Origin of the sequence: Schleiferilactobacillus shenzhenensis LY-73 (assembly GCF_000469325.1) — a bacterium.
Taxonomy (GTDB): Bacteria; Bacillota; Bacilli; order Lactobacillales; family Lactobacillaceae; genus Schleiferilactobacillus; species Schleiferilactobacillus shenzhenensis.
This window is the reverse complement of record NZ_KI271588.1, coordinates 18,234-43,072: the sequence shown is the minus strand read 5'-3', so window position 1 is coordinate 43,072 and position 24,839 is coordinate 18,234. Positions and strand designations below refer to the sequence as shown.

Below are 24,839 nucleotides of genomic sequence, written 5' to 3'. Positions count from 1 at the left end.
GTGCCCATGGCGTTCCAGCCCCAGCCAGCCGGAGGGCCCAAATCGCCGGGTTTCGCGAATCTTTTCTCGCGCCACGAGGCAGATGTGCGAAGCACAACGCCGTATCGGCCCAAATCGCCGGGTTTCGCGAATCACCTCTGCGCCACGAGGCGGCAGCGCGGAGCGCAACGCCGATAAAAATAACGGCTTTCTCTCTGTGCTTCCCCGCCACTCTGCTATAATGGAATAAGCATTCACCGTGTTCTGTCTAATCGGAGAGGAGTTGCCGTCGTGTACCTGCTGCATCGTATCGATAACCAAACATCTGGCGCCATGCAGATCAAGTTGTTGAATAAGGAAAACAAATTGTCTATTGGCTACGCTGCCTTCGTGCAAGCCGGGGAGGGCGGCACGTTGATTGCACACGCCCAGCAGATGAGCAAATCCGACTTTGCCGTCTACTTTGGCGCCTTGGGCCATACCATGGAGCTTCCTTGGGCCACCCGGACCCGCAGCCACTGGCTGTACTATTTTCTCCGCCTCCACGAAGGGGACACGATCATTGTTCCTGGTCTGCCCACCGCCACCGACTTCACCGTTTATGAAGCCGTTGGGCTGCCCCAGGCCGTCCCCACCGTGGCCCGGGAACACGACATCGGTTTCACCGTGGCAGTGAAGAAAGTCGCCACCGAACCCATGGCCACCGCCGGCCCGACCCTGCAGGGGGCCTTGCATTTTCGGGGCATGGACCTGCTGCTGTGCGGCCGCGCGGCGGAGGAGGTCGACGCCCTGGTCGCCCATCGCCCGCTGCCGACAGAATTGCCGGACCCAGCGGCGGTGGCCGCGGTTCAAGGACAGCTCCAGCGGATGCCGCTGGCTCAGCTGACCCAGATGGTGGGACGTTATTTCGCCGCCATTGGGGCGATTGAAGTCCGCTATCCGAGTACCGAGTCCAGTCAGGTGGACGATGACGAGACCACGCCAGTGGACGTCATCGGCGTCTTCCCCGCGCTGGGTGCCGTCGTCTTTGCCCATGTTCAGCAGTATGCCGGCACCGTGCCGGAAGAGGGCATTCAGGACCTGGTCGGTTTCCAGTACACCACATTTTCCGGTTACGATGTCTTTGCGCCCGTGAAGTGGTTCGTGACGACGGGGCATTTGCCGGAGAGTGAAGACGAGGCCGTGGGTTACGTGCAAGAGAATCAGATTCAGGTCATCCAGGGGGACAGCTTTGCCCAGCGGCTGGTCAAGGCCGGCGTGGACGTCACGTTATAAAGGGCTTGCTTTCTCCCTACCCCCGCGTTATGCTCAACGTGTAATATCAATTGATCGGCGATGACGTTCGCCAGGTCCGCGGCTTGTCTGCGGCCGTAATATTACAGTTTGCTGTAGTTGATGACGTCTGCGATATTCCGTGGTGAACGGGTTATTGCAGGCGCTTTTTCTTTTGTTGGATTTCAGAAAGGAAGCTTTTAGGTCATGGCAGTTACCATTAGTCAGGTCCACGCACGGGAAATTTTCGATTCACGGGGCAATCCCACGGTTGAAGCAGAGGTGACGTTGTCAGATGGCACCATGGGCCGTGCCGAAGTGCCTTCTGGCGCGTCCACGGGTGAGAAAGAAGCCGTTGAATTACGTGACGGCGGTGAGCGTCTGGGCGGCAAGGGTGTGCTGAAAGCCGTCAAGAATGTGAACACGGAGATCAACAAGGCCTTGCAGGGCCTCGACCCATTCAATCAGGGCCACATTGATCACGTCATGATCGACTTGGACGGCACGCCGAATAAGGCGCGGTTAGGCGCCAATGCGATTCTGGGTGTGTCCATGGCCAATGTCCGGGCCGCGGCCAACGAACAGCATACGCCGCTGTACCGTTACTTAGGCGGGACCGATCTGGAGCTGCCGCAAACCTTCCACAATGTCATTAATGGTGGTGAACACGCCGATAACGACATCGACATTCAGGAATTCATGATCACCCCCATCGAACGGACGAGTTTCCGGGATGGGTTCGAGAAGATTGTTAATACGTATCACACATTGAAGCGCATCCTGGCCAAGCGTGGCGAATCCACCGGCTTAGGCGACGAGGGCGGCTTTGCCCCGAACCTAAAGTCTTCGGAGGAAGCCTTGCAGCTGCTGCACGATGCCATTACCCAAGCCGGGTACAAGCCGGGCAAGGAGATCGGCATTGCCTTCGATGCCGCTGCGTCATATTTCTACAACAAGGATACGAAGAAGTACGACTTGGAAGGGCACAGTTATACGCCCGATGAGTTGTCCGACCACTATGCCGCATGGTTCAAGAAGTTCCCGGAGATCATCTCCATTGAAGATCCGTACAGCGAAGATGACTGGGACAACTTCGTCAAGTTCACGAAGAAATACGGCAGCCAGATTCAGATCGTTGCCGATGATCCGGTCTGCACGAATCCCCAGTTGATTGCGGAAGCCATCAAGCGCGGCTTGGCTAACTCCATTCTGATCAAGCTGAACCAGATCGGGACGGTGACCGAGACCTTGGAGGCCGTCCGCTTAGCGCGGAAGAACGGCTACACGACGATGATTTCTCACCGTTCTGGCGAGACCGGTGATACCTTCGTGGCCGACTTCACCGTCGCTGTTAACGGCGGCGAACTGAAGGCCGGGGCGCCGGCGCGTTCCGAACGGGTCGAGAAATACAACCAGCTGCTGCGGATCGAGGAACAGCTGGGTCAAGACAGCAGCCGGCTGGCCCGGTTCCCGGACAGCGTGGATTACGACTGAGTTCGCTGAACTGCGTGTTTAAAGAATATTAATTGTCGCCGCTATACCCGCACGGTCGTCGGACTGTGCGGGTATAGTAGTCCTTGGAACAAGAAAGGGGAGGTCAGCGATGGCCAGTGCACCAATGGAGGAGAAGTACCCGCAACCGGGCTTAACGGCCGCGGAAGTGGCGGCCCAACAGAAGAAGTTCGGGGCCAACCGGCAGCCGGCGCTGCCGACGAACTTTTGGCGGCTCGTACTGAACGGGTTGTGGGGACCGCTGCCGTGGCTGCTGGAGGCAGCAATCATCTTGGAGTTCTTTTTGGGAAAGGCCCTGCAGGCAACGTTTATCTTGATCCTGCTGGTTTTCTCCGCCGTGGATGGGGCGGTGCAGAAAAAACGCTCGATGAAGGCGCTGGGCGGCTTGCATGCCGACCTGCGCACCCAGTCCCGGGTGAAACGGGCCGAACAGTGGGAAAACTTGCCGGCCGATGAGCTGGTGCCGGGGGACATCGTCCATATTCAGCTGGGGGATGTGATCCCAGCCGACGGCACCGTCCTGATCGGCAGCGTTAGTGCGGATCAAGCAGCGCTCACCGGCGAAAGTGTGCCGGTGGCGAAGGGCGTCAAGGACCCGGTCTATGCGGCCGCCACGGTGGTGTCCGGTGACGCTATCGTGCAGGTGACGAAGACCGGCACCAACAGCAGCTACGGCAAGACGGCCGACCTGCTGACGCACGCCACGGCGCCGGGCCGCTTGGAGAAACTGCTCTTCGGCATCGTCCGCCTGCTGGTCATTTTGGACGTGACCCTGGTCGCGGTGCTGACCGTGACCGCCTTAATTCGAGGCACGAACATCATGGACCTGCTGCCGTTTCTGGTCATTCTGTTCATCGCCACGATCCCGGTGGCGATGCCCTCCAGCTTCACCGTGGCCAACTCGGTGGAGGCGTCGCGGCTGGCCAAGGAGAAGATTCTGGTCAGCGGTTTGACCGGTATTCAAGAGGCGGCGTCGCTGGATGTCCTGTTGGTGGATAAAACCGGCACGCTGACCCAGGACCGGACGGCCTTGGCAGCAGTCACGCCCTTAGTACCGGCTACTTATGATGACGCCGCTGTCCTCACCCTGGCGGCTGCGGCCTGCGACCCCCAGGGCCGCAGCAGTATTGAGCGGGCGATTCGGGAAAGGGCGGAGAAGCAAGGGCCCCTTTCTCAACCGGCTACCTTCACGCCCTTCGATCCGGCGAAGAAATATTCCCAAGCTACCATTGCCTGGCAGGGCAGCGACCGGACCGTCCAGCTGGGGTCGCCCACCGTGCTGATGCAAACCGCGAACGTGCCGGCTAATATGTCAGCAGCGTTGGCCAAGCTTACCGCCACCGGCGCCCGGGTGGTGGCCGCCGCCGTGGACGGCGCTATCGTGGGGCTGATTGCCATTGCCGACCCGATTAAGCCGGATGTGCCCGCGCTGATTCAGCGGCTGGGCAAGCGGGGCATCCAAGTGATCATGCTCACCGGCGATACCCAAGCCACTGCCCAGGCGGTCGCCCAGCAAGTGGGCTTGCACGGCGCCATCGGTACCCCAGCCGACATGGACCGGGCGCCCCGGGACTACGCCGGGTTCGCCAACGTCCTGCCCGCCGACAAGTTCCGGCTGGTGCAAGACTTGCAGCAAGCCGGTGCCGTCGTCGGGATGCTGGGGGACGGTGTGAACGATGCGCCGGCCCTGAAGCAGGCGGATGTCGGGATCGCCGTGACCACCGCTACCGACATTGCCAAGCTGGCGGCGGACGTCATTCTCACCGAGCCGGATCTGGGCGCCATCAACGATGTCGTTGACGCCGGCCAGCGGGTCTATCAGCGGATGATGACCTGGATCATCACCAAGCTCACCCGCACCGCTCAGCTGACCGTGCTGCTCACCTTCGGCTATTTGTTCACCGGCTACTTCCCGGTATCGCTGAGTATGATCGTGTTCATCGTGCTGATGAACGATACGGTGACCTTGACGCTGGGCACCGACCGTACCTATCCCAGTGATCGGCCCACCCGTTGGCACCTGACCGATCTGGCGAAGATCGCCAGCGGCTTAACGGTGGGGTGGCTGATCCTCGGTTTTGGTCTGCTTTGGTATTTCGAGTATCACCAGCAGCTTTCGGCGAATAGCGTCAGTACATTGTTATTCGCGTACCTGATCTTTTCGGCTATGGCCACCATCTACATGACCCGCACCCGGGGTGCCTTCTGGCGGGCGGTGCCGAGCAAGACGGTGCTGGGTGTGACCTGTTTGGATATGGCCGCCACCACGGTGATGGCCCTGACCGGCTTCATCACGCCCCGGGTGGCGATTGGGCCGTACCTCATCGTCATCGCCGGCGTCCTGGTCTTCGCTGTGTTACTGGATCTGGTCAAGCAAGCCTTCTATCGCGCGCAAGCGGCGTGAGGCGGCCGTGAAGAGGTGCTCATCATAGCGGGTGAGCACCTCTTCTTTGTATTGCCGCGGGCCAATGTAGCAGCGGTAATTCAGTTCGATTTGTAAGGCAGAAATGTGCGGCTCCGCGCCATAATGGGCGGTGATGTCGCCGCCGCGAAAGACCGTGTTTTGGGCGACCGTGAACCCCTGGGCCGTGAGTGCCGTCGCGAACGCTCGCCGCAGCGCGGCGCTACTGGCCTGGTCGTTACGGTTGCCCAAAACGATGTCGGCGGTGGGAGCGCCCGGCCGCCCCGGATAAGCGCCGAAGCTGTGCAGGTCGATGAGGGTGACGTGACCGAATTGTGCAATCTTCTCGTCCAGCAACTGCTGCAGCGCATCCCGATACGGCTGGTAATCGCGGGCCAGACGATCATGGATCACCGCCAGCGGCAATGGTGCCGCGTATAACGGGTGGCCGAAGGTGTTGCGTTCGTACACGGTGGTCCGCTGATAACGGCCCACCGGTGCCACCACCACCGGCCGATTGGGGTCGGCGGCATAGCGGCTGACTTGGTTAGTGATGGTGGTGAAGCCAGCACTGGGGAGAAAGGCGTAGAGGGCCGGCAGGAACCAGTCGGTGTTAGCCAAGATAGCCGTAGGCAGCAGCATCTGCTGCATTTCTGGCGGCAGCCAGGTGCCGCTGTGGGGCAGACTGATGACGACGGGGCGGGTGCGGTCGTGTCCGTTCTGAATCAGGTACGGCAATGGTTTGTTCAAGAGGCGGGACTTCCTTCTTTACTGTTCTCTCATGATTAAGTACGCATTTTCTGCGCTGAAAGAAAAAAACGGTCAGCCGAATTAACGGTATACTGGCAGTGACAAGACTCTAGAAAGCAGGGATTCTATGCATCTCTTGATCACCGGCGGAGCCGGCTTCATCGGCAGCAACTTCATCCATTATATGCGTCAAGCCCACCCGGAGGACACCCTTATCAACCTGGACGCGCTGACCTACGCAGGCAACCTGGCGAATCTGGCTGACATACCCGAAGACGCCCATTATCACTTCGTTCGCGGCAGCATCCTCAACCACGATCTGCTCGTCCACCTGATTCGGGAATACCGGATCGACGCCATCGTCAACTTTGCCGCCGAGTCCCACGTGGACCGCAGCATTTCTGACCCGATGGTCTTCATCGATTCGAATATCAAGGGGGTGGCAACGCTGCTGGACGTTGCTCGGACCACTGGGGTGCGCCGCTTCCAGCAGGTCTCCACTGACGAGGTCTACGGCAGTATGCCCGCACCCCAGCAGGCCACCGAAGAGACGCCGCTGAATCCCAGCTCACCCTATTCCGCCGCCAAGGCCAGTGCCGACCTGCTGGTCCTCGCCGCCCACCGCACTTACGGTCAGGATGTCACGATCACCCGCTGTTCCAACAATTACGGGCCGTACCAGTATCCCGAGAAGCTCATTCCCCTCATGATTCAGCATGGGCTGGAAGGCAAGACACTGCCGGTGTACGGTACCGGCGAGAACATCCGCGATTGGCTGTACGTCAGCGATCATTGCTGGGCCATCGACCTGGTGCTGAGAAAGGCCGCCCCTGGCAGCATCTACAACATCAGCGGCCATAACGAGCGGACCAACCTGGCGATCATCCACGAGATCATCACCCAGCTGCATATTGATCCCCAGCTCATTCGGCACGTGGCGGACCGGCCGGGCCACGACTGGCGGTATTCCTTGGATGCCAGCAAGCTCCACCATGATTTGGGCTGGCAGCCAACCGTCAGCTTTGCGGAGGGCATGCACCGGACGATTCAGTGGTACCAAGACCATCAAGATTGGTGGCGGGATTTGAATCAACAGCCCGTCCGGTGAATTTGCAGAAAGTCACCGATGCGGGTAAACTGTTTTTCATAAGTGAATCGGCGATGACGTTCGCCGCGACTATGACGATAGTGTCATTAATGACGCCTGCCGCCCGGGTAATGACTCGGGCAGCAGGCGTCTTTTCTTTTTTTATAATGAAAGGAATGGTGAAAAACATGATCATGGATAAGACGGCACGGCGCGGCAATGGCGTGGTGGTCTTTATTGGCGGTGCAGCGGGGGGCCTGGCCCGGTATGGGTTGAACTGGGTGATTGGGGACACCAGCGGCTTTCTGGGAACAATGGCGGAAAATCTAGTGGGCAGTTTTCTGCTCGCCTGGCTGACGGCTTACGCCGTGGACAGCGACTGGCCGGACCGGCTGGTACTGGGCTTGGGGACAGGTGTGCTGGGCGGCTTCACGACGTTTTCCACCCTGATGCTGGCCACCGTGAGCCATCTGGGCCGGGCACCGCTACAGACACTTGGTTTCCTGCTGGTGAATCTGGTCGGCGGCTTGGTGCTGGCTGTCACGGGGTACGCCTGGGGTTTCCGGGGGACGACACGACGGGAGGGGGCGCGATGATCTGGCTGATGATTGGCGTGGGCGCTGGTACGGGTGCACTTTGCCGGTACGCTGTGACGATGGCGGGTAAGCGCTGGTGGCCGGAGCGGCCCATCGCCACAATGCTGATCAACATCGCTGGGGCGTTCGCTGCCGGCTTGGTCAGCGGCTGGGCACCCCTGCCGGTATTGGCCCGCAGTTTGCTGCTGGTCGGTGTGTGCGGCGGCTTCACGACATTTTCCACGTTTGCCGTGGACATGGCCATTTTACTGAGAAACCGGCGCTGGTCGTGGACTGTGGTGTATGCCGCTAGTTCTATGGTCTTTGGTCTGCTGGCCGCGTGGCTGGGGCTGTTGCTCACCGCCTAGGGTCCGCCGACTGCTGGCGGTACTGGGTCGGGGTTAGTCCCACCACTTGCTTGAACTTGCTGCTGAAGTAATACGGCGACTGGAAGCCGACATCCGCAGCGATGCGCTTGGCGGCAGTGGTGGTGTTGCGCAGCAGTGATTAGCGGATTGGCCTCGTTTGTGTCTCAGTGGGGGGCCGGACGGCTTGGTTCATCGACTGGCCAGCCCGCACTGTATCAATCTCTGGCAAATCAAAATACCGAGTAACCTTGATTGCGGCGTTAGTCGAAGGCGGGAGAGATATCGGAACAAAACTGGTCATGCTGTTATTTAAAAGTTCAATGAGTATTGGTAAACAATGCGGACGCCTTGTTTACTACGTTGATGCCGTACATTTTCTATTGTCTTTTCCAATCGCTGTCACTGGACTGACGCGACCAAGATTATTATATTGCCGGTCAGTGAAGGCTTCTTAGACATCATGGCACAGCATCCATGATAATAATTTTATGACAGAAATGTGGGATAATTATTATTGGCGTACTTCCCTAACTACAGCATTGGACTACAATGGTTTACAGGTGACAATATATTAGCTTGCTTGCGGTAAAATATCCCGCCGCTGCCGGTCATCTCGCGGCAGGCAGGGGCGGCAAATGATCCGCAAGCAGCTGATCAATCATTCTTGTGGGGAAGGATATGTCCATTGAGCAAGCAAACACAAAGATGTTATTTACAGCCGTTCATCCGACTGCTTATTGTTTTAGCTGCTGTGTTGATTGGCGGCAGTGCGGCGGGCAGCAGAACCCTGGTGAGAGCAGATACGGTGACGCCCGCAACTAAGGCCGCGGCCGCAAGCCGCAGTACGCTGCCGCAATGGGTCGAAGAAGCCTGTATCGGGACGGCATACACGCCGCTAGAATTTCTTAGTCTGCCGGTGGCGACTCAAGAACAGTTCGTCAAAACATTGCACCCGGACATTGCGCTCGCCCAGGTGACCGCGACGGCCTCAGTGGGCAAGGTGCGTACGGAAGCGGCCACGGGGTTATCCCGTGCGCCGGTCCAATCAACCATCAGCCCAGGCCAGCCGCTGGCGGCCACCCAGATGCTCACCGCAGCCGCCAGTACCCCGGCAAAGACTTACATAGAAGCGGAACCAGATACCAGCGGCGGCGTAAGCCTCAATTTCGCCAGCAGCGGGAGTGCCCAAGTCAATACAACGGCCATCAATCCCGGAAATTGGACGAGTGACCAAATTGCAGCATTGCAGGCTACAGATTTTCACGTGACGACTAATAGTGGGATTCCTGCCAGTGCCGTGACAGTGAAGAATGCTGCTGGGCAGCTGACGTTGACGCTGACGGATAGCGCGGTGAGCCAGCTAACGCCGACAGGAACGAACATCACGTTGGCAGTCACAGGCCCAACAGCGACCCAGCAGCCGCTTTCCATCGTGGTCAACGTCTGGCGGCCGAGTATCCAACGTGCCCATGTGTCGTTAGATTTGGGGAACAAGTCGGAGCTCCAGTTTATGTATTCCGGCTATTACACCGGCAGCAGTACGACGACTCATGATCCGATGACGATTAGCGACGCTCGGCTCATGGACGTTCCCAATGTCAATGTGCTGGATAACAGTGGCAGCACGCCAGTACGTATTCATGGATTATATGGGGATACGGATAATTCTTCCCCGGAGTCATTTGGGCCCCCTCTTACGTCCAGTTCTTTACTGGTCAGCACTAACGACACAACAGAGGCCGTACCAGGCTACTATGCGATTTATCAGTTCGATGACATTCGCCATATCGAGATGACCGCCAGCGGCCAGACACTGCAACTCAGTTACGACGGCTACATCACCGACCAGAGTCGCCTCGCCGCCATTGGGCTCGATGTCCCAGAGCTCGTGCTGCACGTTGAGAGTACGCTCATGCCGAGTACGGGCAATACGCAGATGGCGATGTTTGAAACGGTAAGTAACCCGAAGACGGTGGCGGGTCAAGCCAATACATTGGATTTGACTAACAAAATTTTCTTTGAGCGGACCTACGACACCTGTTTCACTGTCGGGGGCGGTACTCCAGAGGATTATGTGCCGATTGACTATATGCCGATCGCCAATGACGGTCCACTAAAGGGGTATAACGAGGGTTTAGCAATTCGTTCAACGGAAACCACGTTTCCTTATACCATTTCTTACAACTTCAACAACAAAAATGGTCCGGATGCCTGGCTGGGCAGCCACTGGATGCAGGTGAACGGCTGGAGTGACACAGACATCTCGCCGAAAGAGGCCACCAGCGAATCGATCAACATTCCGCCCCACGATGATTACGGCTTCACAAGCCTGACTGATCGAGGCATGGCGAGCAAACAAGAAACGGCCGGCAGCGTAGCTTATGACGATCACAATGGGACAAACGGCGATACCGGGATTGCCATGAAGTGGTCCTCTCAGGCTGTGGGCCCATTTGCACCGGGCGACCAGAAAACGATGGTCTTCAATTCCCAAGTGAACAACAGTTACCCCCCTGTTCTTACCGTTGACAACAAGACACTGACAGTGGATCAAAATACCGCTAATGCCAGTGTGCCCGGAACAGTCTCTGACGAAAACAGTCAGAAAGTGAATGTTTACTATTCCTTGGATAAACCAGTGACGCCGACGACCGTTCCAGCGGCGGCGGATCGGCACTTGCTGGATTCGGTGGATTACGGCATCGCGGCCGCACCCCATGACGATTACCTGCCTTTCAATGGAACGCTGAGCAGCAGCACATTGCAGGCCATCAAGACAGCCGTCAAGGACAACGACGAACACACCCTGTATCTGTATGCCGTGGATGTCCCGGACGCGACCCAAACCCAGGAAATGGTTTCCAACATTGAAACCGTACGGATCAACCCGAAAGCGCAGGCTGTTCTCCACTTCGAGACAGCTGCCGGACGAGTGCTGCGGGCACCCGTGACCAAGCGCGGCACTGCTGGGACGGCGTATAATTTCAAAGACTTCGCCGCGACGGCCGCTGACGTGACCGCGTCGGCCGCCACGGATTTGACTGGGCACGCGCCATTAACCATTGGGACGTACGCCCTGGATCAATCCAGCTTGCCTGCGAATGCGGCCGGCAATCTACCCGACAGCAACACCGGGTCGGTGGACATCACGTTCGTTTACAAACCGCTCTCCTTGAGCTTGAGCGTCCCCGACCTGAAGTTTGGCCAACATCCTTTGCCGCAGGCAGACGCAGCGTATCCCAACAAAGGCACCGGGACGTTTACATACGCTGCCGGCAGCGTGAGCCACAGTGTGCAGCTCAGTGCCGCGCTCACGGGATTCAAGGACTTGACCCATTCGAACGCAGCCCCGTTGGCGCAGGCAGATATTGCGTTCACCCCCACGGGCGGCACAGCGGTGCAGGTGCCCGCAGGGGCAGATGGTGACACCCCGGGGACTGCGACGGCCATTACCGGGAAAATGACCAGCCATGCAGGAACGGGGAACACGATTCCATTCTCTGCCATCAACTTGGAGGTTTCTGGAAATGCTGGGGCGACGTTGAAGACGGATCAGTACAAGGCAACCGTGATGTATACGTTGACGGACGCTGATACGACGTTGTGAAGGTTGCGTGCGGACATGAAAAAAAGCAGGCGTTTGCCTGCTTTTTTCATGCGCTAATCTTTGTAAATTTCCTTGGCCAACCCAAACGCTGACCAGGCCTTGGGCCAGCCGGCGTAGAAGGCCAGGTGGGTAATCAGCTCCACCATCTCGTCCTTGGTGACGCCGTTTGTCTTGGCCATCTTCATGTGCGCCTCCAGCTGGGGGAACAGCCCCTGGGACATCAGCGACGCACAGGTAATCATGCTGCGGTCGCGGGCAGATAACTTGTCCTCCCGGGACCAGACTTCACCGAACAAGACATCATCATTCAACTCTGCAAATTTCGGCGCGAAGTCGCCCAATTGGTCGCGCCCGGCCGTTTGCTTCTTGGCCATCTTACTTAGCCTCCAATGTGTTGTATTCCGTGTCGTTCACCGGCGCCAGCCATTCAGTCGTGCCCTTGGTGATGGCAATGTGGCTGAACCAGCTGTCCTTTGTCGCACCGTGCCAATGTTCAACCCCCGGGTGAATGGCGACGCTATCGCCGGGATGCAGCCGCCACGCCGGCTGGCCTTTTTCCTGGTACCAGCCTTCGCCGGCGGTGACTAGCAGCAGCTGGTAGCCGTTGTGGTGGATATGCCAGTTGTTCCGGCACCCCGGTTCGAAGGTGACGTTGGCAACGTGCACGTCAATATCATCATCCAGGGGAATCAGCGACTGCAGGTAACTCTGGCCAATGAAGTATTGGGCATATGCAGAATTCTTATCACCGAGCCCGAACAGCCCGCCGTGGTTTTCATTTGTGGTCATTGAATCGTCCTCCTTTTAAGTTGTCGGTTTCACTATACGCCTGGCTGTGACCAATGTATAATCGTAATCAGTCATAACGACTCATGTGTTTTAATTATGGAAGGAAGAAAGCCGATGGAACTCCATACCTTGCGGTCGTTCGTCGCCATCGTCGATGCCGGGACAATGACGGCGGCCGCCGCGCTGCTGCATATTTCTCAACCGGCACTGTCCCGCCAGATCAGCGACCTGGAAAACGAGCTGCACACACCGCTGTTCGACCGGGCTGGGCGGGGGCTGAGCCTGACGCCGGCGGGGACGTACTTGGTTAGCCGGGCGCGGCAGATCCTGGCTTTGGCCGACGGCACGGCCGCCGCTCTAAATCAGCAGACACCGCTGAGCGGACCGCTGACCATCGGGCTGGGCGAATCGGCCCTGAATCGGCAGGTCATTCAAGCCGCGGCCCAGTTGTGCCGGGAGCACCCGGCGGTCCAGCTGCATCTTTATAGCGGCAACGCCGACGATATTTTTGAACGTCTGGACCGGGGCGTGCTGGACTTCGGCGTGGTGATCGACCCGGCGGATAAGAACAAGTACGCCTGGGCGCCGCTCACCGGCCGCAACATCTGGGGCTTGACCGTTCCGCCGGCATCACCGTTGGCGAAGAGGCCAGCCATCACCCGGGCGGTCTTCCGGCACACGCCGCTGATCATCTCCGACCGCTCACCCGTCCAGCAGATGTTAGAAAATTGGCTCGGCGCACCGCTAGGGAAAGACCAAGTGGTGGGCCGCTTCAACCTGATCTTCAACGCAGCCATTCTGGCTGAAACCGGCATGGGTGCCGTTGTGGGCATCAGCCACCTGACCGAGACCGTGGCGCCAGGTTTGCGGTTTATTCCGTTCACTCCGGAACTGTCCACCGGCATGACGCTGATCTGGCCGAAGAATACGGTGCTGTCACCGCCGGCTCGGGCGTTTCTGAAAGTATTCACGCAATCCCCCGCTTAGCCAGCCCATTGTATCTTTAGGAGTAGGCAGAGGACCATTTCTCCTGTAGAATGAATTATGTGATGCAAAATACTTAGGGGAGTTGTTTGTTTGATGAAGAAAACATGGATGCACTGGCTGCGCGCCGCTGTTGTTGGCGCGGGTCTCTTATTTGGTGCCTTGGCGGTCGGGCATTCTGCCCAGGCAGCGACGGGCAGTACAGTGGGGACGGTCAACTATGTCCAGAATTACGGTATCGCGCTGTATGAGCAGCCCGGCGCCCACGTTCTGAACAAGTTCCTCAAAACCGGCACACGCTGGCAGGTCTTTGCCGGGGCAGCGGCGGGGAATGACTATTACTTCAACCTCGGCGGTAAACAGTACATGTCAGGCAAGTATTTCGATATTCAAAATGAGTCGAGTACCCAGGCTCTCCGTGCCGTTGGCCGGGTGAAATACGTGCCGGGTTACAGTATTGCCATTTGGACCAAGGCCACTAGCGGGCAGAAGCCGGTCCCGGGGCGTAAGCTGCTGCACAATTCTGCTTGGCGGGTCAATCGCCGGCAAGTGGTCAACGGCCACGTCTGGTATGAATTGGGCACGAATCAGTGGATTGACGGCACTTATTTCTATCTGACCTCTGAGCAGAGCCGGGGAACAAAGCAATATGCGACCGCGCCTGAAGACTTGGTCAAACCTGGGAATAACAGTGGCAATAACAACAACGGTGGCAGCGTGACCCCGCCGAGCACCGCCCATCCCGACAGCCAGACTGTCTATGTAGCGGCCAGCGGCAAGAAATACCATTTCATCACGAACTGCGTGGGCCTGTCGAATGCGGATAAAGGCAAACTGCGGACGATGACCTTAGCCCAGGCCCGGGCCAAAGGGTATACGCAATGTAACTTAGAAAAGTAAGAGCAGAAAGACTAAACGTCGCCTGTCGGGCGGCGTTTTTCTACCCTTGGAAAATGCCAGACAGGGTCGGCAAGCCCCAAAAAACGCCATCCGCAGCCGGATGACGTTTTTCATGACTTTTCTCGTTGCTTAACTGAGCACAGCGGTCTTCTCACCCAACAAGGCCTTCTGGGCGGCGACGTTCATCACGTTCCACGGGCGGTCGAAGCCGGGCTGGAAGAAGAAGTCGGCGTAAGCCAGGTCTTCCAGACGCAGCTTGGCTTGGATGGCCAGGCTGATGGTGTTGATGTTGGCCGTGACGTCCCGCTTGGCCATGATCTGGGCACCGAGGATACGGTGGCTGTCCGGGGCATAGGTCAGCTTGAAGTAGACGTCGGTGTTGCCGGCAGTGGTCGGCACGAAGGGCGGCTGCGTGGTGTCGCGGACGAAGATGGAGGCCGTCTTGACGCCGAACTTGTCGGCGGTGCCTTCCTTGATCCCCGTAGAAGCAAAGTGGTAATCAAAGACGGACAGAGCGGAGGAACCGGACACTGGCGGCATGGCGATGCGTTCGCCCAGCAGGTTCTTGGCGGCAATGCGGCCTTGGCGGCGGGCATTCGTAGCCAGGGCAATTTGCTCGTGGCCTTCCGTCGGTGCGAAGGGGACCTTGGTGGCATCGCCCACGGCGTAGATGTCGGGGGCCGAGGTCTCCAGATGGTCGTTGATCTTGACCAGGCCTTTCTCATCCAGGTCCAGGATACCTTGCAGCCAGTCAGTGTTGGCCTTGATACCGGCGGTTTGGATGATCAGGTCGGCCGGGTAGGTGCCCTGGTCGGTGACGACCTGCGTGGCCTGGCCGTTCTCTGCGGTATATTCCTTGACCGTTTGGCCGGTGGCCGGATAGATGTTGTGGGCCTTCATCGTGTCTTCGAGAATGTCGGTGAATTCTTCATCCAAGTAGACGCCGAGGGGCCGCGGAATCATGTCCACCAGGGTGACGTGCTTGCCCGCCTTAGCGAAGACTTCAGCGGCTTCGGTGCCGATGTAGCCAGCGCCGACGACAACCACGTTCTGAACGCTGGGATCGACGGTCTTGGCCTTCAGCTTAGCCGCCCAGTCGCGCCCGCGCATGGCGTACACGTTGGGCAGGTCCGCACCGGGTACCGGCAGGCTAGCTGGGACCGCGCCGACGGAGAGGACGAGCTTGTCATAATGCTCTGTCCGGGTGGTGTCGTGGGCCAGGTCATGAACGGTGACGGTATGGGCCGCCGGGTCCACCGTGGTGATCTCTTGCCGGGTGAAGACGTGGACGCCCTGAGCCCGCATGCCCTCCGGCGTGGCGTAGCGGACGCTGTTGACGTCTTTGACAACGCCCTCTAAGTATAATTGCATGCCGCAGGAGAGGAAGGAGAGAAAATCGCCTTTCTCATACCACTGAATCTCAGTCTCTGGGGCTTGCGCGAGGATTCCCCGAACAGTTTCATAACCGCCATGGGACGAACCGACAACGATAACTTTCATCAGAAAACGCACTCCTTTGATCAAATTAGATTGTGGACAATCACACATGTTAATCGTAGCACATGGCTGTCTTTCTGACCACATCTTACAGCTTAGATTGTAACAGTTCTAAAAAAGGATTCAATATTAATGACGCAAGAAAAGTGCCGGTTCACGGGACCAGGGGCGATAGCCTATAATGGGGGTGTACGTTGAAAGGGGTGCCAGTAGGTTGAAGAAAATTCTGAACGATCCCAGCGACCTTGTACCGGAAATGATGGCCGGCATGGTCGCCAGTTATCCGCAATATGTCCGCTTGATTCCGGATACCACCGCCGTGGTGCGCAACGATAAGGCGTTCACGGAGAAACATGAACCCAGGGTTGGCGTCGTCTCCGGCGGCGGCAGCGGGCACGAACCGCTCCACGCCGGCTTCGTCGGGTTGGGAATGCTGACGGCGGCGGTGGCCGGGCAAGTCTTCACGTCGCCCACACCGGACCAGATCTACGAAGCCATCAAGGCAGCCAACCAGGGCCGCGGGGTGCTGCTCATCATCAAGAATTACTCCGGTGATGTCATGAACTTCGACATGGCCAAGGACTTGGCCGGTATCGACGACATCCCGGTGGAATCCATCGTTGTCGATGACGATGTGGCCGTGGAAGATTCCCTGTACACCCAGGGCCGCCGCGGCGTTGCCGGGACAGTCTTCGTGGAGAAAATCGTGGGGGCGGCCGCCGAGGCCGGCGCCGACCTCAAGACGCTGGTCCAGCTGGGTAAGGATGTCATTGCCCAGACCAAGACCATCGGGGTGGCGCTCCACGCCGCCACGGTACCGGAAGTCGGCCACCCCGGCTTCGAACTAGGGCCGGACGAGATGGAGTACGGCGTCGGTATCCACAACGAGCCCGGCTACAAGCGGGAAAAGATGGTGCCGTCCGCGCAACTGGCCAAAGAGCTGCTGGGCAAGATCGGGGACCAGTTTCCCGGCGGTCTGGCGGACAAGTCTTTCGCTGTTCTGGTCAACGGTTTTGGAGCCACCCCGCTGGGCGAGCAGTTCATCTTCGCTAACGATGTCCTCCACCAGCTCGGGGAGGCCCAGGCGACAGCGGCCTTCACGAAGGTCGGCAACTACGTCACGTCCTTGGACATGACAGGCCTGTCGCTGACTTTGCTGCAGTTGACGGATAAGCACTGGCTGCCGTACTTGAACGCACCGGCAGCCACGATCGGTTGGGGGGATACACGGAATGAACGTTGAACAAGTCAAGCAATGGATGCAGCTGTTTAGTGCAGAAATCGAAAAGAACAAGGATTACCTCAGTCAGTTAGACACCGACATCGGTGACGGCGACCACGGCAATAATATGGCCCGGGGCGTCAAAGCCGTCGAGGCCGGGCTGGCCAAGGACCAGCCCACGGACCTGGCACAAACCTTCAAGAGCATCGCCATGAGCCTCATCAGCAAGGTCGGCGGCGCGTCCGGTCCGCTGTACGGTACGGCCTTTCTGGAAATGGCCAAGGCCGCCAAGGACGACGAAAACGATCTGCCGGCGCTCCTGCAAGCCGCCGCTGCCGGCGTCGCTAAACGCGGCGGCGCTAAGGTCGGCGATAAGACCATGGTCGACGTTTGGCTGCCGGCCGCGGCCGACGCCAAGCAGGGCCAGCTGAATGATGCCGTTATCGATAAGCTGGTGGCCGCGACCAAGCCGTTGCGGGCCTTGAAGGGCCGCGCGTCTTACCTGGGTGAGCGCTCCATCGGCCACCTGGACCCCGGCGCCGTCAGTACCGGGATGCTGTTGAAGACCTTGCTGCAAGCGACGAAGTAAGAAAGGGGCCTTTCTATGGCAGCCAATACACAAACCGGCATGGTCCTGGTCTCCCACGTGCCCGAGATCGTCGCCGGGATCACCAAACTGATCCGGCAAGTCGCCCCCGACGTGGCCTTGACCACCGCCGGCGGCACCAGTGACGGTGACATCGGCACCGACGCCACCCACATTCTCCAGGCCATCGACGCCAATCCGGCGACGGACCTGATGGTGTTCTACGATCTGGGCAGTGCCAAGATGAACCTAGATCTCGTCACCGACATGACCGATAAACCGCTGCACCGTTACGATGTGGCCTTCGTCGAAGGGGCGTACACCTGCGCGGCGCTGCTTCAAGCGGGGGACAGCCGGGCGGAAATCGAGAAGCAATTAGCCCCGTTGAAGATCAAGTGACCCGAATCGGCCAGCCCACAGCATCGCGGCATCCCGGGGACGGGGGACCAACATTTGCGGCGGGCAGCGCAAACCGTGGGAGTCGGCGCCCATTCTCATAGCGGGCTGCCCCGGTCGCACTTAACCGTCGAAATTCTGACCACTGGTTGAGAAACGCGGCAGGGCGCCGTTTCGGTGAACTTGTTGGGACCATGATCAATATTTTGACACATTGCCGACTCTGTCTATTGAAAACAGAGTCGGCTTTTGTATACCCATTTTCTGAAATGCGGCCTAGACCGATGTCAAGCTCGGTTTCTTACATTTCTGTAAGGCCCCTATACAATAGAGTGTGAGAATAAAGATGGGGGCGTGTGTATCATGCGATTATCGGATTATAACCAAATATTGAAAGACCTCGTGGCCATCTCCGGGACTGATGGCCGGGACGCGGTGGCGTATATTGCCCGCTTATTGGGGAAGCATCACATTCCAGTCCACCGAGTGGTCTGCTCTGGGGGCCAGATGAATCTCGTGGCGGAGATCGGCAACAGCCGCGGTCCCGTTCTGGGCTTCGCTGCCCACACCGGTATTGCCGCGGCGGTGCCGGCCGATGACCCGCCCAGGGCTCAGGTGCAGGACGGTAAGCTGTACGGGCCCGGTGTGGCCGACATGAAGGCAGGCTTGGCGGCGGGACTGATTGCCTTGATTCAGCTTCACGACGCCGGCGTCATCCTGAACGGCTGCGTCCGGCTCTTGGCCACCGCTGGCCGGGCCATCAGTGCCCAGGGGATGCAGACACTGGCCGAGCACGGGTATCTGGATGACATCACAGGCGTAATCATCGGCGAACCAAGCACGGTGACCAAGGCGTGTCAGACCCAACCGGTGGCGGCGCTGGCGGATGATATCCAGGCCGTCGTCACGGCCGGCGCCGTTCCCGCCGGTCGGCAGCACTTTGTGATTGCCGCCCAGCGAACGACCAGCACCCGGCTGGTGAACCTTGCCCAGCAGTTGGGGGAGAAGCACCTGAAGCAGCCCCTGCCGGTGATCAACGGTGCCGCCGACATTGACGTCCAGCCCATTGTTGACCGCAATCCAGACATCGAGGCCGTCGTCACCGGCCCCGGCAGCTGGACCAGCCCGGACCACGCTGAATACGTCGATTTGGCGCTTTACCATCGCTACATCAATTTTTACATCGATCTGTACAAGCATTACTTAGCCATGTTGTAATATGTCAGTTTCAGAAATGAAGGCCGCTGCCTGCCGCGGGGGGCGGCCTTTTTGAGTTCTGCTGCGCGCATTGCCTGGTCTCCTTTCTGAAAAATGTGCTACAGTAGTACACATATCAAGAAAAGGAATGATGCGTTACGGGTATCCTGTTTGCCCTCATCACCGCCGCCTGTTGGGGCAGTATCTCTGTGGTCAGCCACAAGATCGGCGGCAGCAGTCAGAACCAGATCCTCGGCGAGAGTTACGGGATCCTGTTCTTCGCGCTGATCTATTACTTAATCGAGCAGCCGACGATCAGCCTGCAGACGATGCTCGTCGGCTTGGCCTCGGGCCTGTTCTACTGCTGGGGCCAAAACCAGCAGTTCCGCGGCCTGGAAGCCATCGGGGTATCCATGGGCATGCCCCTGTCCACCGCCGCCCAGCTGGTCATCACCACGCTGGCCGGGGCCTTCATCTTCGGCGAATGGACCGGGATGCGGGATTATCTCTTCGGCTTCGCCGCGCTGATCATCCTGATTATCGGGGCGGTCTTCACATCGAAGAAAGAAAAGACGGCTGGGGCGGCCCCCGACGCCGGCGGCAACAAGCAGCAGCTGGTGGGCATCATTGCCATGCTGCTGTCCGGGGTCGGCATTTCTCTCTACTCCATCGTGAACAAGGCCTTCACCCCCGACCCGGCGGCGCTGATCCTGCCCCAGGCGATCGGTGTGCTGATTGAAGGCTTCGCCGCCAGCAGCAGTCAGCCGGCGCGGAAGATGAACAGCCGCTTCACCTATTACAACATGGTCCTGGGCCTGCTGTGGGCCCTGGGCAACCTGTTCTACACCCAAGCGGTGCAGATGAGCGGGCTGGCCATCAGCTTCTCACTGTCCCAGATGGGCGTCGTCATCTCCACCCTGGGCGGCATCGTGATCCTGCGGGAGCACAAGACCCGCAAGGAACTGGTCTACACGCTCATCGGCTGCGGCCTGGTGATCGTCGGCGGCGTCCTGCTGGGCGTCATGCAAGCATAAGGGGGACGAAGAATGACAGAGGCAGAAAAGAACCAAATCAAACGCCTAGTGCAGAGTGCCCGCAACATTCAGCGCGCGCTGTGGCTGACAGCAACGGTGTGGCTGGTCTTGCTCGCCGGTATCGTGATCCAACAGGTATTGTTCGCTAACGGCAGCGCGGCCACGCTGCCCGTGGCTGCCGTCGTCGTCTTGATCGTTATCCTCGCGGCGGTAACGGCCTATCCCATCCTGCTGCTGGTCCAGCGCCAGCGGCTGACCAAGGTTGTGTGGCAGGCGCTGCCCCAGGAACAGTTGCGCTCCACCGCCCAAGTGGCCGACCCCATTACGACGGTGACCGACTTGGGCACCTACTATCTGGTCGTGGCCCCCTTGGCCTCGATCACCTTGCCCAAGGGCTCGACCCAAATCGAAGTCGATCCCCAAGCCGCGCAGTCGACGTATAAACAGCAGTCCAGTTATTTCAACGAACACCACTTGAACCGCTGGCTGAAGCCGGCCGAGGTCAATGCGGCGGCCTTCTTGGCGGCTTTACCAGAGGATAGTTATGACGCCCTGGTCCACGCCGATCGCCAGGCGGACATCCTCCATCTCACCCCTGCGGCGTTTAAGGCGTTAGGGGACAGTGCCAAGTAGTACAGTAAGGTAAGAAACGCCCGTCTGAAAACTGCTATAGCAGTCGTCAGACGGGCGTTTTTGCTGTTTCATTCAAAAAAATATCTGTATCACTTTGGCTTTTCTGCAACCGGCTCCATTGTGAATTTGTGAAATTTCATCAATGCCCGTCCTCACGTGGTTTCCAGGACTTTGTGAAGTATTCTGAATACAGATGGGGAATGCTGTTCCGACGCGTTTTCAAGGTGTTTACATCCGGGTAGCGGGGCGGTATGGTAATCGTGAAATCACTCATCAGGAGATGCTGAAGATGCCTGCTACCCAATTGAAAAAAGTTTACGATGAACAAGAATCTGTTACCACAGAGGTCAACGATTTAGTGGCCGCTGCCCAACACGCGTTTAAAGAATATCAAGCATTCGACCAAAAACAAGTGGACGCCATCTGCCAGGCCGTGGTCAATGCGGCCATCGTCCACTCCCGCGTTCTCGCTTTTCTCGCCTGGAAAGAAACCGGCCGGGGCAATGCCGAGGACAAAGCCATCAAAAACATCTACGCCAGCCAGTACATCTGGAACAACATTAAGAACGATAAGACCGTGGGTAAGATTGCAGAAGACCCGATCCACGGCATCACCAAGTACGCCGAACCGCTGGGTGTCGTGGCTGGTGTGACGCCTGTGACGAACCCGACATCCACCGTCATCTTCAAAATTCTAATGGCGCTGAAGACGCGCAACGCCATTATCTTCGGCCTGCACCCCCAGGCCCAGCAATGCGGGGCCGCGACGGTCCGGGTCTTGGCGAAGGCTGCGACGGATGCCGGTGCTCCGGCGAACCTGATCCAGTACATTCACCACCCCAGTATTGAAGCGACCAGTGCTTTAATGAACAACCCGCAAGTGGCCATCGTCCTGGCCACCGGCGGTCCGGGGATGGTCAAAGCCGCCTATTCCACCGGCAAGCCGGCCCTGGGTGTTGGGCCCGGTAATGCACCGGCCTACATCGAACAGAGTTGCGACATTAAGGCCACGGTCAGCGATATCATGCTCAGCAAGACCTTCGACAACGGCATGATCTGCGCTTCTGAGAACAGCATCGTCGTTGATGCCGCCATCGAGGACCAGGTCAAGGCAGAATTCACGCGCCAGGGTGCGTACTTTGTCCCTGAAGCGGATGTCGCCAAACTCAGCGCCGCTGTCATTGACCCCCAGCGGCACACCGTCCGCGGCCCGGTTGCTGGGCAGACCGCTGAGAAGATCGCCAAGCTGGCCGGTATCACCGTGCCGGCTGGCACCAAGGTCCTGATCGCCCCGGTGGCCGGCATCGGCACGAACTACCCGCTGTCCGGCGAGAAGCTGTCTCCGGTCCTTTCCATGTACCGGGCTAACGACCGCCAGGCCGCTTTCAACTTGTGCTTGGCACTGCTGAACTACGGCGGCCTCGGCCATACAGCCGCACTGCACACCACCAACAAGGACGTCATCGCCGCCTTCGGCCAGATGATGCCCGCCTGCCGGATCCTGGTCAACCAGCCCGCTTCCCTCGGCGGTATCGGCGGTCTCTTCAATGCCCTGACGCCATCCTTGACGCTGGGCACCGGGACGTATGGGAAGAACTCCATTTCCCACAATCTGACCGATACCGACCTGTTGAACATCAAGACCGTGGCGACTCCGACCCGCCATCCGAACGCGCTGATTGCTGAATTGCGCGGAGTGATTCGGAAGCAGCAGCTGTAACAATCATTCGTCGTGAGAAAAGAGAAGACCTGTCCCGGGCCGCATCATCAGTCCACTGATGATCATTCTGGGGCGGGTCTTTTGTTATGCTTTGGTTGAGGCGCAGCGTACGTATAGCATGACGTCTCGTCGAGTAAGTCAGAACGCTGGCAAAAAAGGCCGTATATGGTATTGGCCTGGGCATGGTAAGAGACACACTGACCATAGACACATCGCCACATTTGCAACTAATTATCCACAGATACGGTTAATTATACTCCTGTTAAACAGCAACGACGGTCTTATTTTAGAGCATTTTCCCACCTTTTGTTGATTCCTACAGCCCTCCCCCTTGCTTACAATGAATGTATTCAAGAACACCATATGCCAATGAGTATACTGTGACAAAGCGGGGGAGGGGCAGGCCGTATGTTCAAATATTTAAAATCAAATTTCTGGGGTGTGTGCGTCACATGCATTCTGCTCTTTTGCCAACAAGGGGCAATCGTATTTACTTCCGCCCGTTCAGCAAATACGTTGAATGCCCTCATTTCTTTGCGCTGGACGCCGTTCATCCAAGCCATATTGATTCAATTTGCGGGGTGGGTCGCCTTTTAGGTTTTCGCGTACTTTGGCGCGGTTTCCCAGGAGAAAACCATCCAGACGATCAATACGACTATCCGAGTCGATGTGCTGGGCGGGGTGACGGCCCAAGAATTCTCCCAGTTTCACGAAAAACCAATTGGCACGTACGAATCCTGGCTCAGCAATGATATCAACACGGTTGATCAGGCTGCCTTTGCCAACTTCTTTGACCTGACGGCGTCGCTCTTCGGTGCCGGTATCGCCATTTTCACGCTGTTTTTCTATAGTGTTTGGATTGGCATCGCGACGTTAGTATTGACTGGGCTGATGATGCTGATCCCGATGCTGTTCTCCAAACCCATGAACCGGGTGGGTGAAAATGCCACCAAAGAAAACGAACACTTTATGTCCGTTTCCGACAATATGCTGAAAGCCTATGACGTGTACAAGTCGTTTAACGTTGTCGGCAACATCGTTAACAAAATTCGGGCAGCGTCACTCAGTCTGAAAGATGTGATGGTCAAGCAGACGCGCATGCAGGCCATTGTTGCTGTCCTCGGGTTTGCCGGGAATATCGTGTCTAACCTGGCACTTCTCTTACTCACCGGGTATTTGGCGATTGCCCGAGTGCTGACCATCGGCACAGTCGATGCGGTGGGCAGCCTGAGCACCAATATTTTCAACACCCTTGGGAATCTCAGCAACCATTTTGCGTCCATTGCGTCAACTAAAAGTATTTTTGCCAAGTTTGCCGCGGTGGAAGACAGACCGCGCCAGGCTGGGCAGAAATTACCGGTGGACGAGCCGTTGCAATATACGGCGCAGGGACTGGTGCCCACCGTAAAAAATAACGCCGTCACGCCGCCTCTGGCCTTCACCTTTGCCCAGCATGGCAAATACATGCTCGTCGGACCCAGCGGCAGCGGCAAGACGACATTTCTCAAAGTGCTCAGCGGGCAGAACCCGGAGTACACGGGGTCAGTCACCTTAGGCGGGGTCGAGCTTAAAGCCCTTGATCCGGCACTGATCCGCGATCATGTGATCTATCTCAGCCAAGATTACCATATCCTGGCCGGTTCGATTCGGTCCAATATTCTGCTCGATGAGAATTACAGCGATGCTGAAGTACGGCGAGCACTGACCGATGCTGGCGGAGAAATTCTGCTGCCCAGGCTGGACGCTGATGCGGGGGAGGACGGTAACAATCTCTCCGGCGGGGAGAAGCAGAGAATTGCCCTGGCCCGCGGTTTTCTCCGGCACAAAGACATTGTCTTCTCCGACGAAAGCACCTCGGGTCTGCAGACGGAGATGGCCATCGCCATTGAACGGACCCTGGTCCTGAATCCTAACATTATGGTCATCATGGTGACCCACCAGCCGTTCTCGGAAATCGAAGCCATGATGGATCGGGTTTATACGTTCCCTGAAGATTTGGCAGAGACCGGCGATTCACCGGCAACGGTGCCGGATGTCGTGGTCGAATAGCGACAGACGAGCTGGCTGGGGAATCGGTATCAGGCCTTTCAAGAATGATCCGTTCCGCGCTTTTTGATCAAGTCGCGGGACGGATTTTTTGTGCTTGTGTCGGCACACATACTCCGGTATAGTGTGAGGTGAGCCGCACGCTCATGATTCTTTAATAATCGATGCTGCGACCAGGGACAAGGTTTCCCGTGTTTATCGTGATTCATACGCTGGAGAAACAGCGTTCAGCCGCCCTCACAACGCTAGCGACTGGCACCGTTTGGTACGACATACTTGTTCCT

23 protein-coding genes and 1 pseudogene are annotated in these 24,839 nt (G+C 58.0%); 19 read left to right on the top strand and 5 right to left on the bottom strand.

Features of this window, described 5'->3' with window-relative positions; all coding sequences use genetic code 11:
- The first annotated feature begins 270 nt into the window (after positions 1 to 270).
- The 3 genes from L248_RS07060 (at position 271) to L248_RS07050 (ending at position 5,167) form a co-directional block, all read left to right on the top strand.
- Positions 271 to 1,254, top strand: coding sequence for a hypothetical protein (locus L248_RS07060; protein ID WP_022529463.1), 984 nt, complete (start codon positions 271 to 273; stop codon positions 1,252 to 1,254).
- Between the two features lie 204 nt (positions 1,255 to 1,458).
- Positions 1,459 to 2,745: a phosphopyruvate hydratase gene (gene eno / locus L248_RS07055; protein ID WP_022529462.1), complete on the top strand. Its 1,287-nt coding sequence runs from the start codon at positions 1,459 to 1,461 to the stop codon at positions 2,743 to 2,745.
- A gap of 109 nt (positions 2,746 to 2,854) precedes the next feature.
- A complete protein-coding gene (locus L248_RS07050) occupies positions 2,855 to 5,167 on the top strand; it encodes an HAD-IC family P-type ATPase (RefSeq protein ID WP_022529461.1) in 2,313 nt (770 codons plus the stop codon).
- Here the strand turns inward: L248_RS07050 and L248_RS07045 are convergent.
- Positions 5,120 to 5,914, bottom strand: a complete 795-nt coding sequence (locus L248_RS07045) for an N-formylglutamate amidohydrolase (RefSeq protein ID WP_022529460.1) — start codon at positions 5,912 to 5,914, stop codon at positions 5,120 to 5,122. The genes L248_RS07050 and L248_RS07045 overlap by 48 nt on opposite strands.
- 127 nt (positions 5,915 to 6,041) lie before the next feature.
- Between L248_RS07045 and rfbB the strand changes: the two genes are divergently transcribed.
- The 3 genes from rfbB (at position 6,042) to crcB (ending at position 7,944) form a co-directional block, all read left to right on the top strand.
- Complete coding sequence (gene rfbB / locus L248_RS07040; protein WP_022529459.1) at positions 6,042 to 7,022, top strand: dTDP-glucose 4,6-dehydratase; 981 nt, start codon at positions 6,042 to 6,044, stop codon at positions 7,020 to 7,022.
- Positions 7,023 to 7,189: 167 nt separating this feature from the next.
- Complete coding sequence (locus L248_RS07035) at positions 7,190 to 7,597, top strand: FluC/FEX family fluoride channel (protein WP_051999896.1); 408 nt, start codon at positions 7,190 to 7,192, stop codon at positions 7,595 to 7,597.
- Positions 7,594 to 7,944: a fluoride efflux transporter CrcB gene (gene crcB / locus L248_RS07030; RefSeq protein ID WP_022529457.1), complete on the top strand. Its 351-nt coding sequence runs from the start codon at positions 7,594 to 7,596 to the stop codon at positions 7,942 to 7,944. The genes L248_RS07035 and crcB overlap by 4 nt, the downstream gene beginning before the upstream one ends.
- Here the strand turns inward: crcB and L248_RS16520 are convergent.
- Positions 7,934 to 8,077: a helix-turn-helix domain-containing protein gene (locus L248_RS16520; protein ID WP_425423447.1), complete on the bottom strand. Its 144-nt coding sequence runs from the start codon at positions 8,075 to 8,077 to the stop codon at positions 7,934 to 7,936. The two genes, crcB and L248_RS16520, sit on opposite strands and share 11 nt — an antisense overlap.
- A gap of 657 nt (positions 8,078 to 8,734) precedes the next feature.
- On the opposite strand from L248_RS16520, the gene L248_RS07025 reads away from it, so the two are divergent.
- A complete protein-coding gene (locus L248_RS07025; protein ID WP_155828588.1) occupies positions 8,735 to 11,551 on the top strand; it encodes a WxL domain-containing protein in 2,817 nt (938 codons plus the stop codon).
- 53 nt (positions 11,552 to 11,604) lie between these two features.
- Here the strand turns inward: L248_RS07025 and L248_RS07020 are convergent, their stop codons facing one another.
- Positions 11,605 to 11,925: a carboxymuconolactone decarboxylase family protein gene (locus L248_RS07020; RefSeq protein WP_022529455.1), complete on the bottom strand. Its 321-nt coding sequence runs from the start codon at positions 11,923 to 11,925 to the stop codon at positions 11,605 to 11,607.
- 1 nt (position 11,926) lies between these two features.
- Entirely contained in the window at positions 11,927 to 12,340 is a 414-nt protein-coding gene (locus tag L248_RS07015) for a cupin domain-containing protein (RefSeq protein ID WP_022529454.1), read from the bottom strand.
- Positions 12,341 to 12,454: 114 nt separating this feature from the next.
- On the opposite strand from L248_RS07015, the gene L248_RS07010 reads away from it, so the two are divergent.
- Both L248_RS07010 and L248_RS07005 read left to right on the top strand, forming a co-directional pair.
- Positions 12,455 to 13,327 carry a LysR family transcriptional regulator gene (locus tag L248_RS07010; RefSeq protein WP_040535444.1) on the top strand — a complete coding sequence of 291 codons (873 nt, stop codon included), beginning with the start codon at positions 12,455 to 12,457 and terminating at the stop codon, positions 13,325 to 13,327.
- A gap of 93 nt (positions 13,328 to 13,420) precedes the next feature.
- On the top strand, positions 13,421 to 14,224 hold the full coding sequence (locus L248_RS07005) for a hypothetical protein (RefSeq protein ID WP_022529452.1): 804 nt from the start codon (positions 13,421 to 13,423) through the stop codon (positions 14,222 to 14,224).
- Positions 14,225 to 14,353: 129 nt separating this feature from the next.
- Here the strand turns inward: L248_RS07005 and L248_RS07000 are convergent, their stop codons facing one another.
- Positions 14,354 to 15,724 (bottom strand): FAD-dependent oxidoreductase, encoded by a 1,371-nt coding sequence (locus L248_RS07000; protein ID WP_022529451.1) that lies wholly within the window; start codon positions 15,722 to 15,724, stop codon positions 14,354 to 14,356.
- A gap of 211 nt (positions 15,725 to 15,935) precedes the next feature.
- Between L248_RS07000 and dhaK the strand changes: the two genes are divergently transcribed.
- The 10 genes and pseudogenes from dhaK (at position 15,936) to L248_RS16420 (ending at position 24,558) form a co-directional block, all read left to right on the top strand.
- The gene (gene dhaK, locus L248_RS06995) at positions 15,936 to 16,964 is read left to right on the top strand and encodes a dihydroxyacetone kinase subunit DhaK (RefSeq protein WP_022529450.1); all 1,029 of its coding nucleotides are present in this window, start codon (positions 15,936 to 15,938) and stop codon (positions 16,962 to 16,964) included.
- Positions 16,954 to 17,532: a dihydroxyacetone kinase subunit DhaL gene (dhaL, locus tag L248_RS06990; protein ID WP_022529449.1), complete on the top strand. Its 579-nt coding sequence runs from the start codon at positions 16,954 to 16,956 to the stop codon at positions 17,530 to 17,532. The genes dhaK and dhaL overlap by 11 nt, the downstream gene beginning before the upstream one ends.
- A gap of 15 nt (positions 17,533 to 17,547) precedes the next feature.
- On the top strand, positions 17,548 to 17,928 hold the full coding sequence (gene dhaM, locus L248_RS06985) for a dihydroxyacetone kinase phosphoryl donor subunit DhaM (RefSeq protein ID WP_022529448.1): 381 nt from the start codon (positions 17,548 to 17,550) through the stop codon (positions 17,926 to 17,928).
- A 360-nt stretch (positions 17,929 to 18,288) separates the two neighbouring features.
- Complete coding sequence (locus tag L248_RS15150) at positions 18,289 to 19,143, top strand: M20/M25/M40 family metallo-hydrolase (RefSeq protein ID WP_022529447.1); 855 nt, start codon at positions 18,289 to 18,291, stop codon at positions 19,141 to 19,143.
- A 143-nt stretch (positions 19,144 to 19,286) separates the two neighbouring features.
- Positions 19,287 to 20,156, top strand: a complete 870-nt coding sequence (locus L248_RS06975) for a GRP family sugar transporter (protein ID WP_040535440.1) — start codon at positions 19,287 to 19,289, stop codon at positions 20,154 to 20,156.
- Between the two features lie 12 nt (positions 20,157 to 20,168).
- Entirely contained in the window at positions 20,169 to 20,789 is a 621-nt protein-coding gene (locus L248_RS06970; protein WP_022529445.1) for a hypothetical protein, read from the top strand.
- Between the two features lie 289 nt (positions 20,790 to 21,078).
- On the top strand, positions 21,079 to 22,509 hold the full coding sequence (locus tag L248_RS06965) for an aldehyde dehydrogenase family protein (protein ID WP_051999894.1): 1,431 nt from the start codon (positions 21,079 to 21,081) through the stop codon (positions 22,507 to 22,509).
- 408 nt (positions 22,510 to 22,917) lie between these two features.
- Entirely contained in the window at positions 22,918 to 23,106 is a 189-nt protein-coding gene (locus L248_RS15840; RefSeq protein ID WP_022529443.1) for a hypothetical protein, read from the top strand.
- 15 nt (positions 23,107 to 23,121) lie between these two features.
- Positions 23,122 to 23,745: pseudogene (locus L248_RS16425) on the top strand (ABC transporter transmembrane domain-containing protein); the annotation flags it as partial.
- The gene (locus L248_RS16420) at positions 23,728 to 24,558 is read left to right on the top strand and encodes an ATP-binding cassette domain-containing protein (protein WP_281169983.1); all 831 of its coding nucleotides are present in this window, start codon (positions 23,728 to 23,730) and stop codon (positions 24,556 to 24,558) included. The pseudogene L248_RS16425 and the gene L248_RS16420, both read left to right, overlap by 18 nt.
- Positions 24,559 to 24,839: the final 281 nt, after the last annotated feature.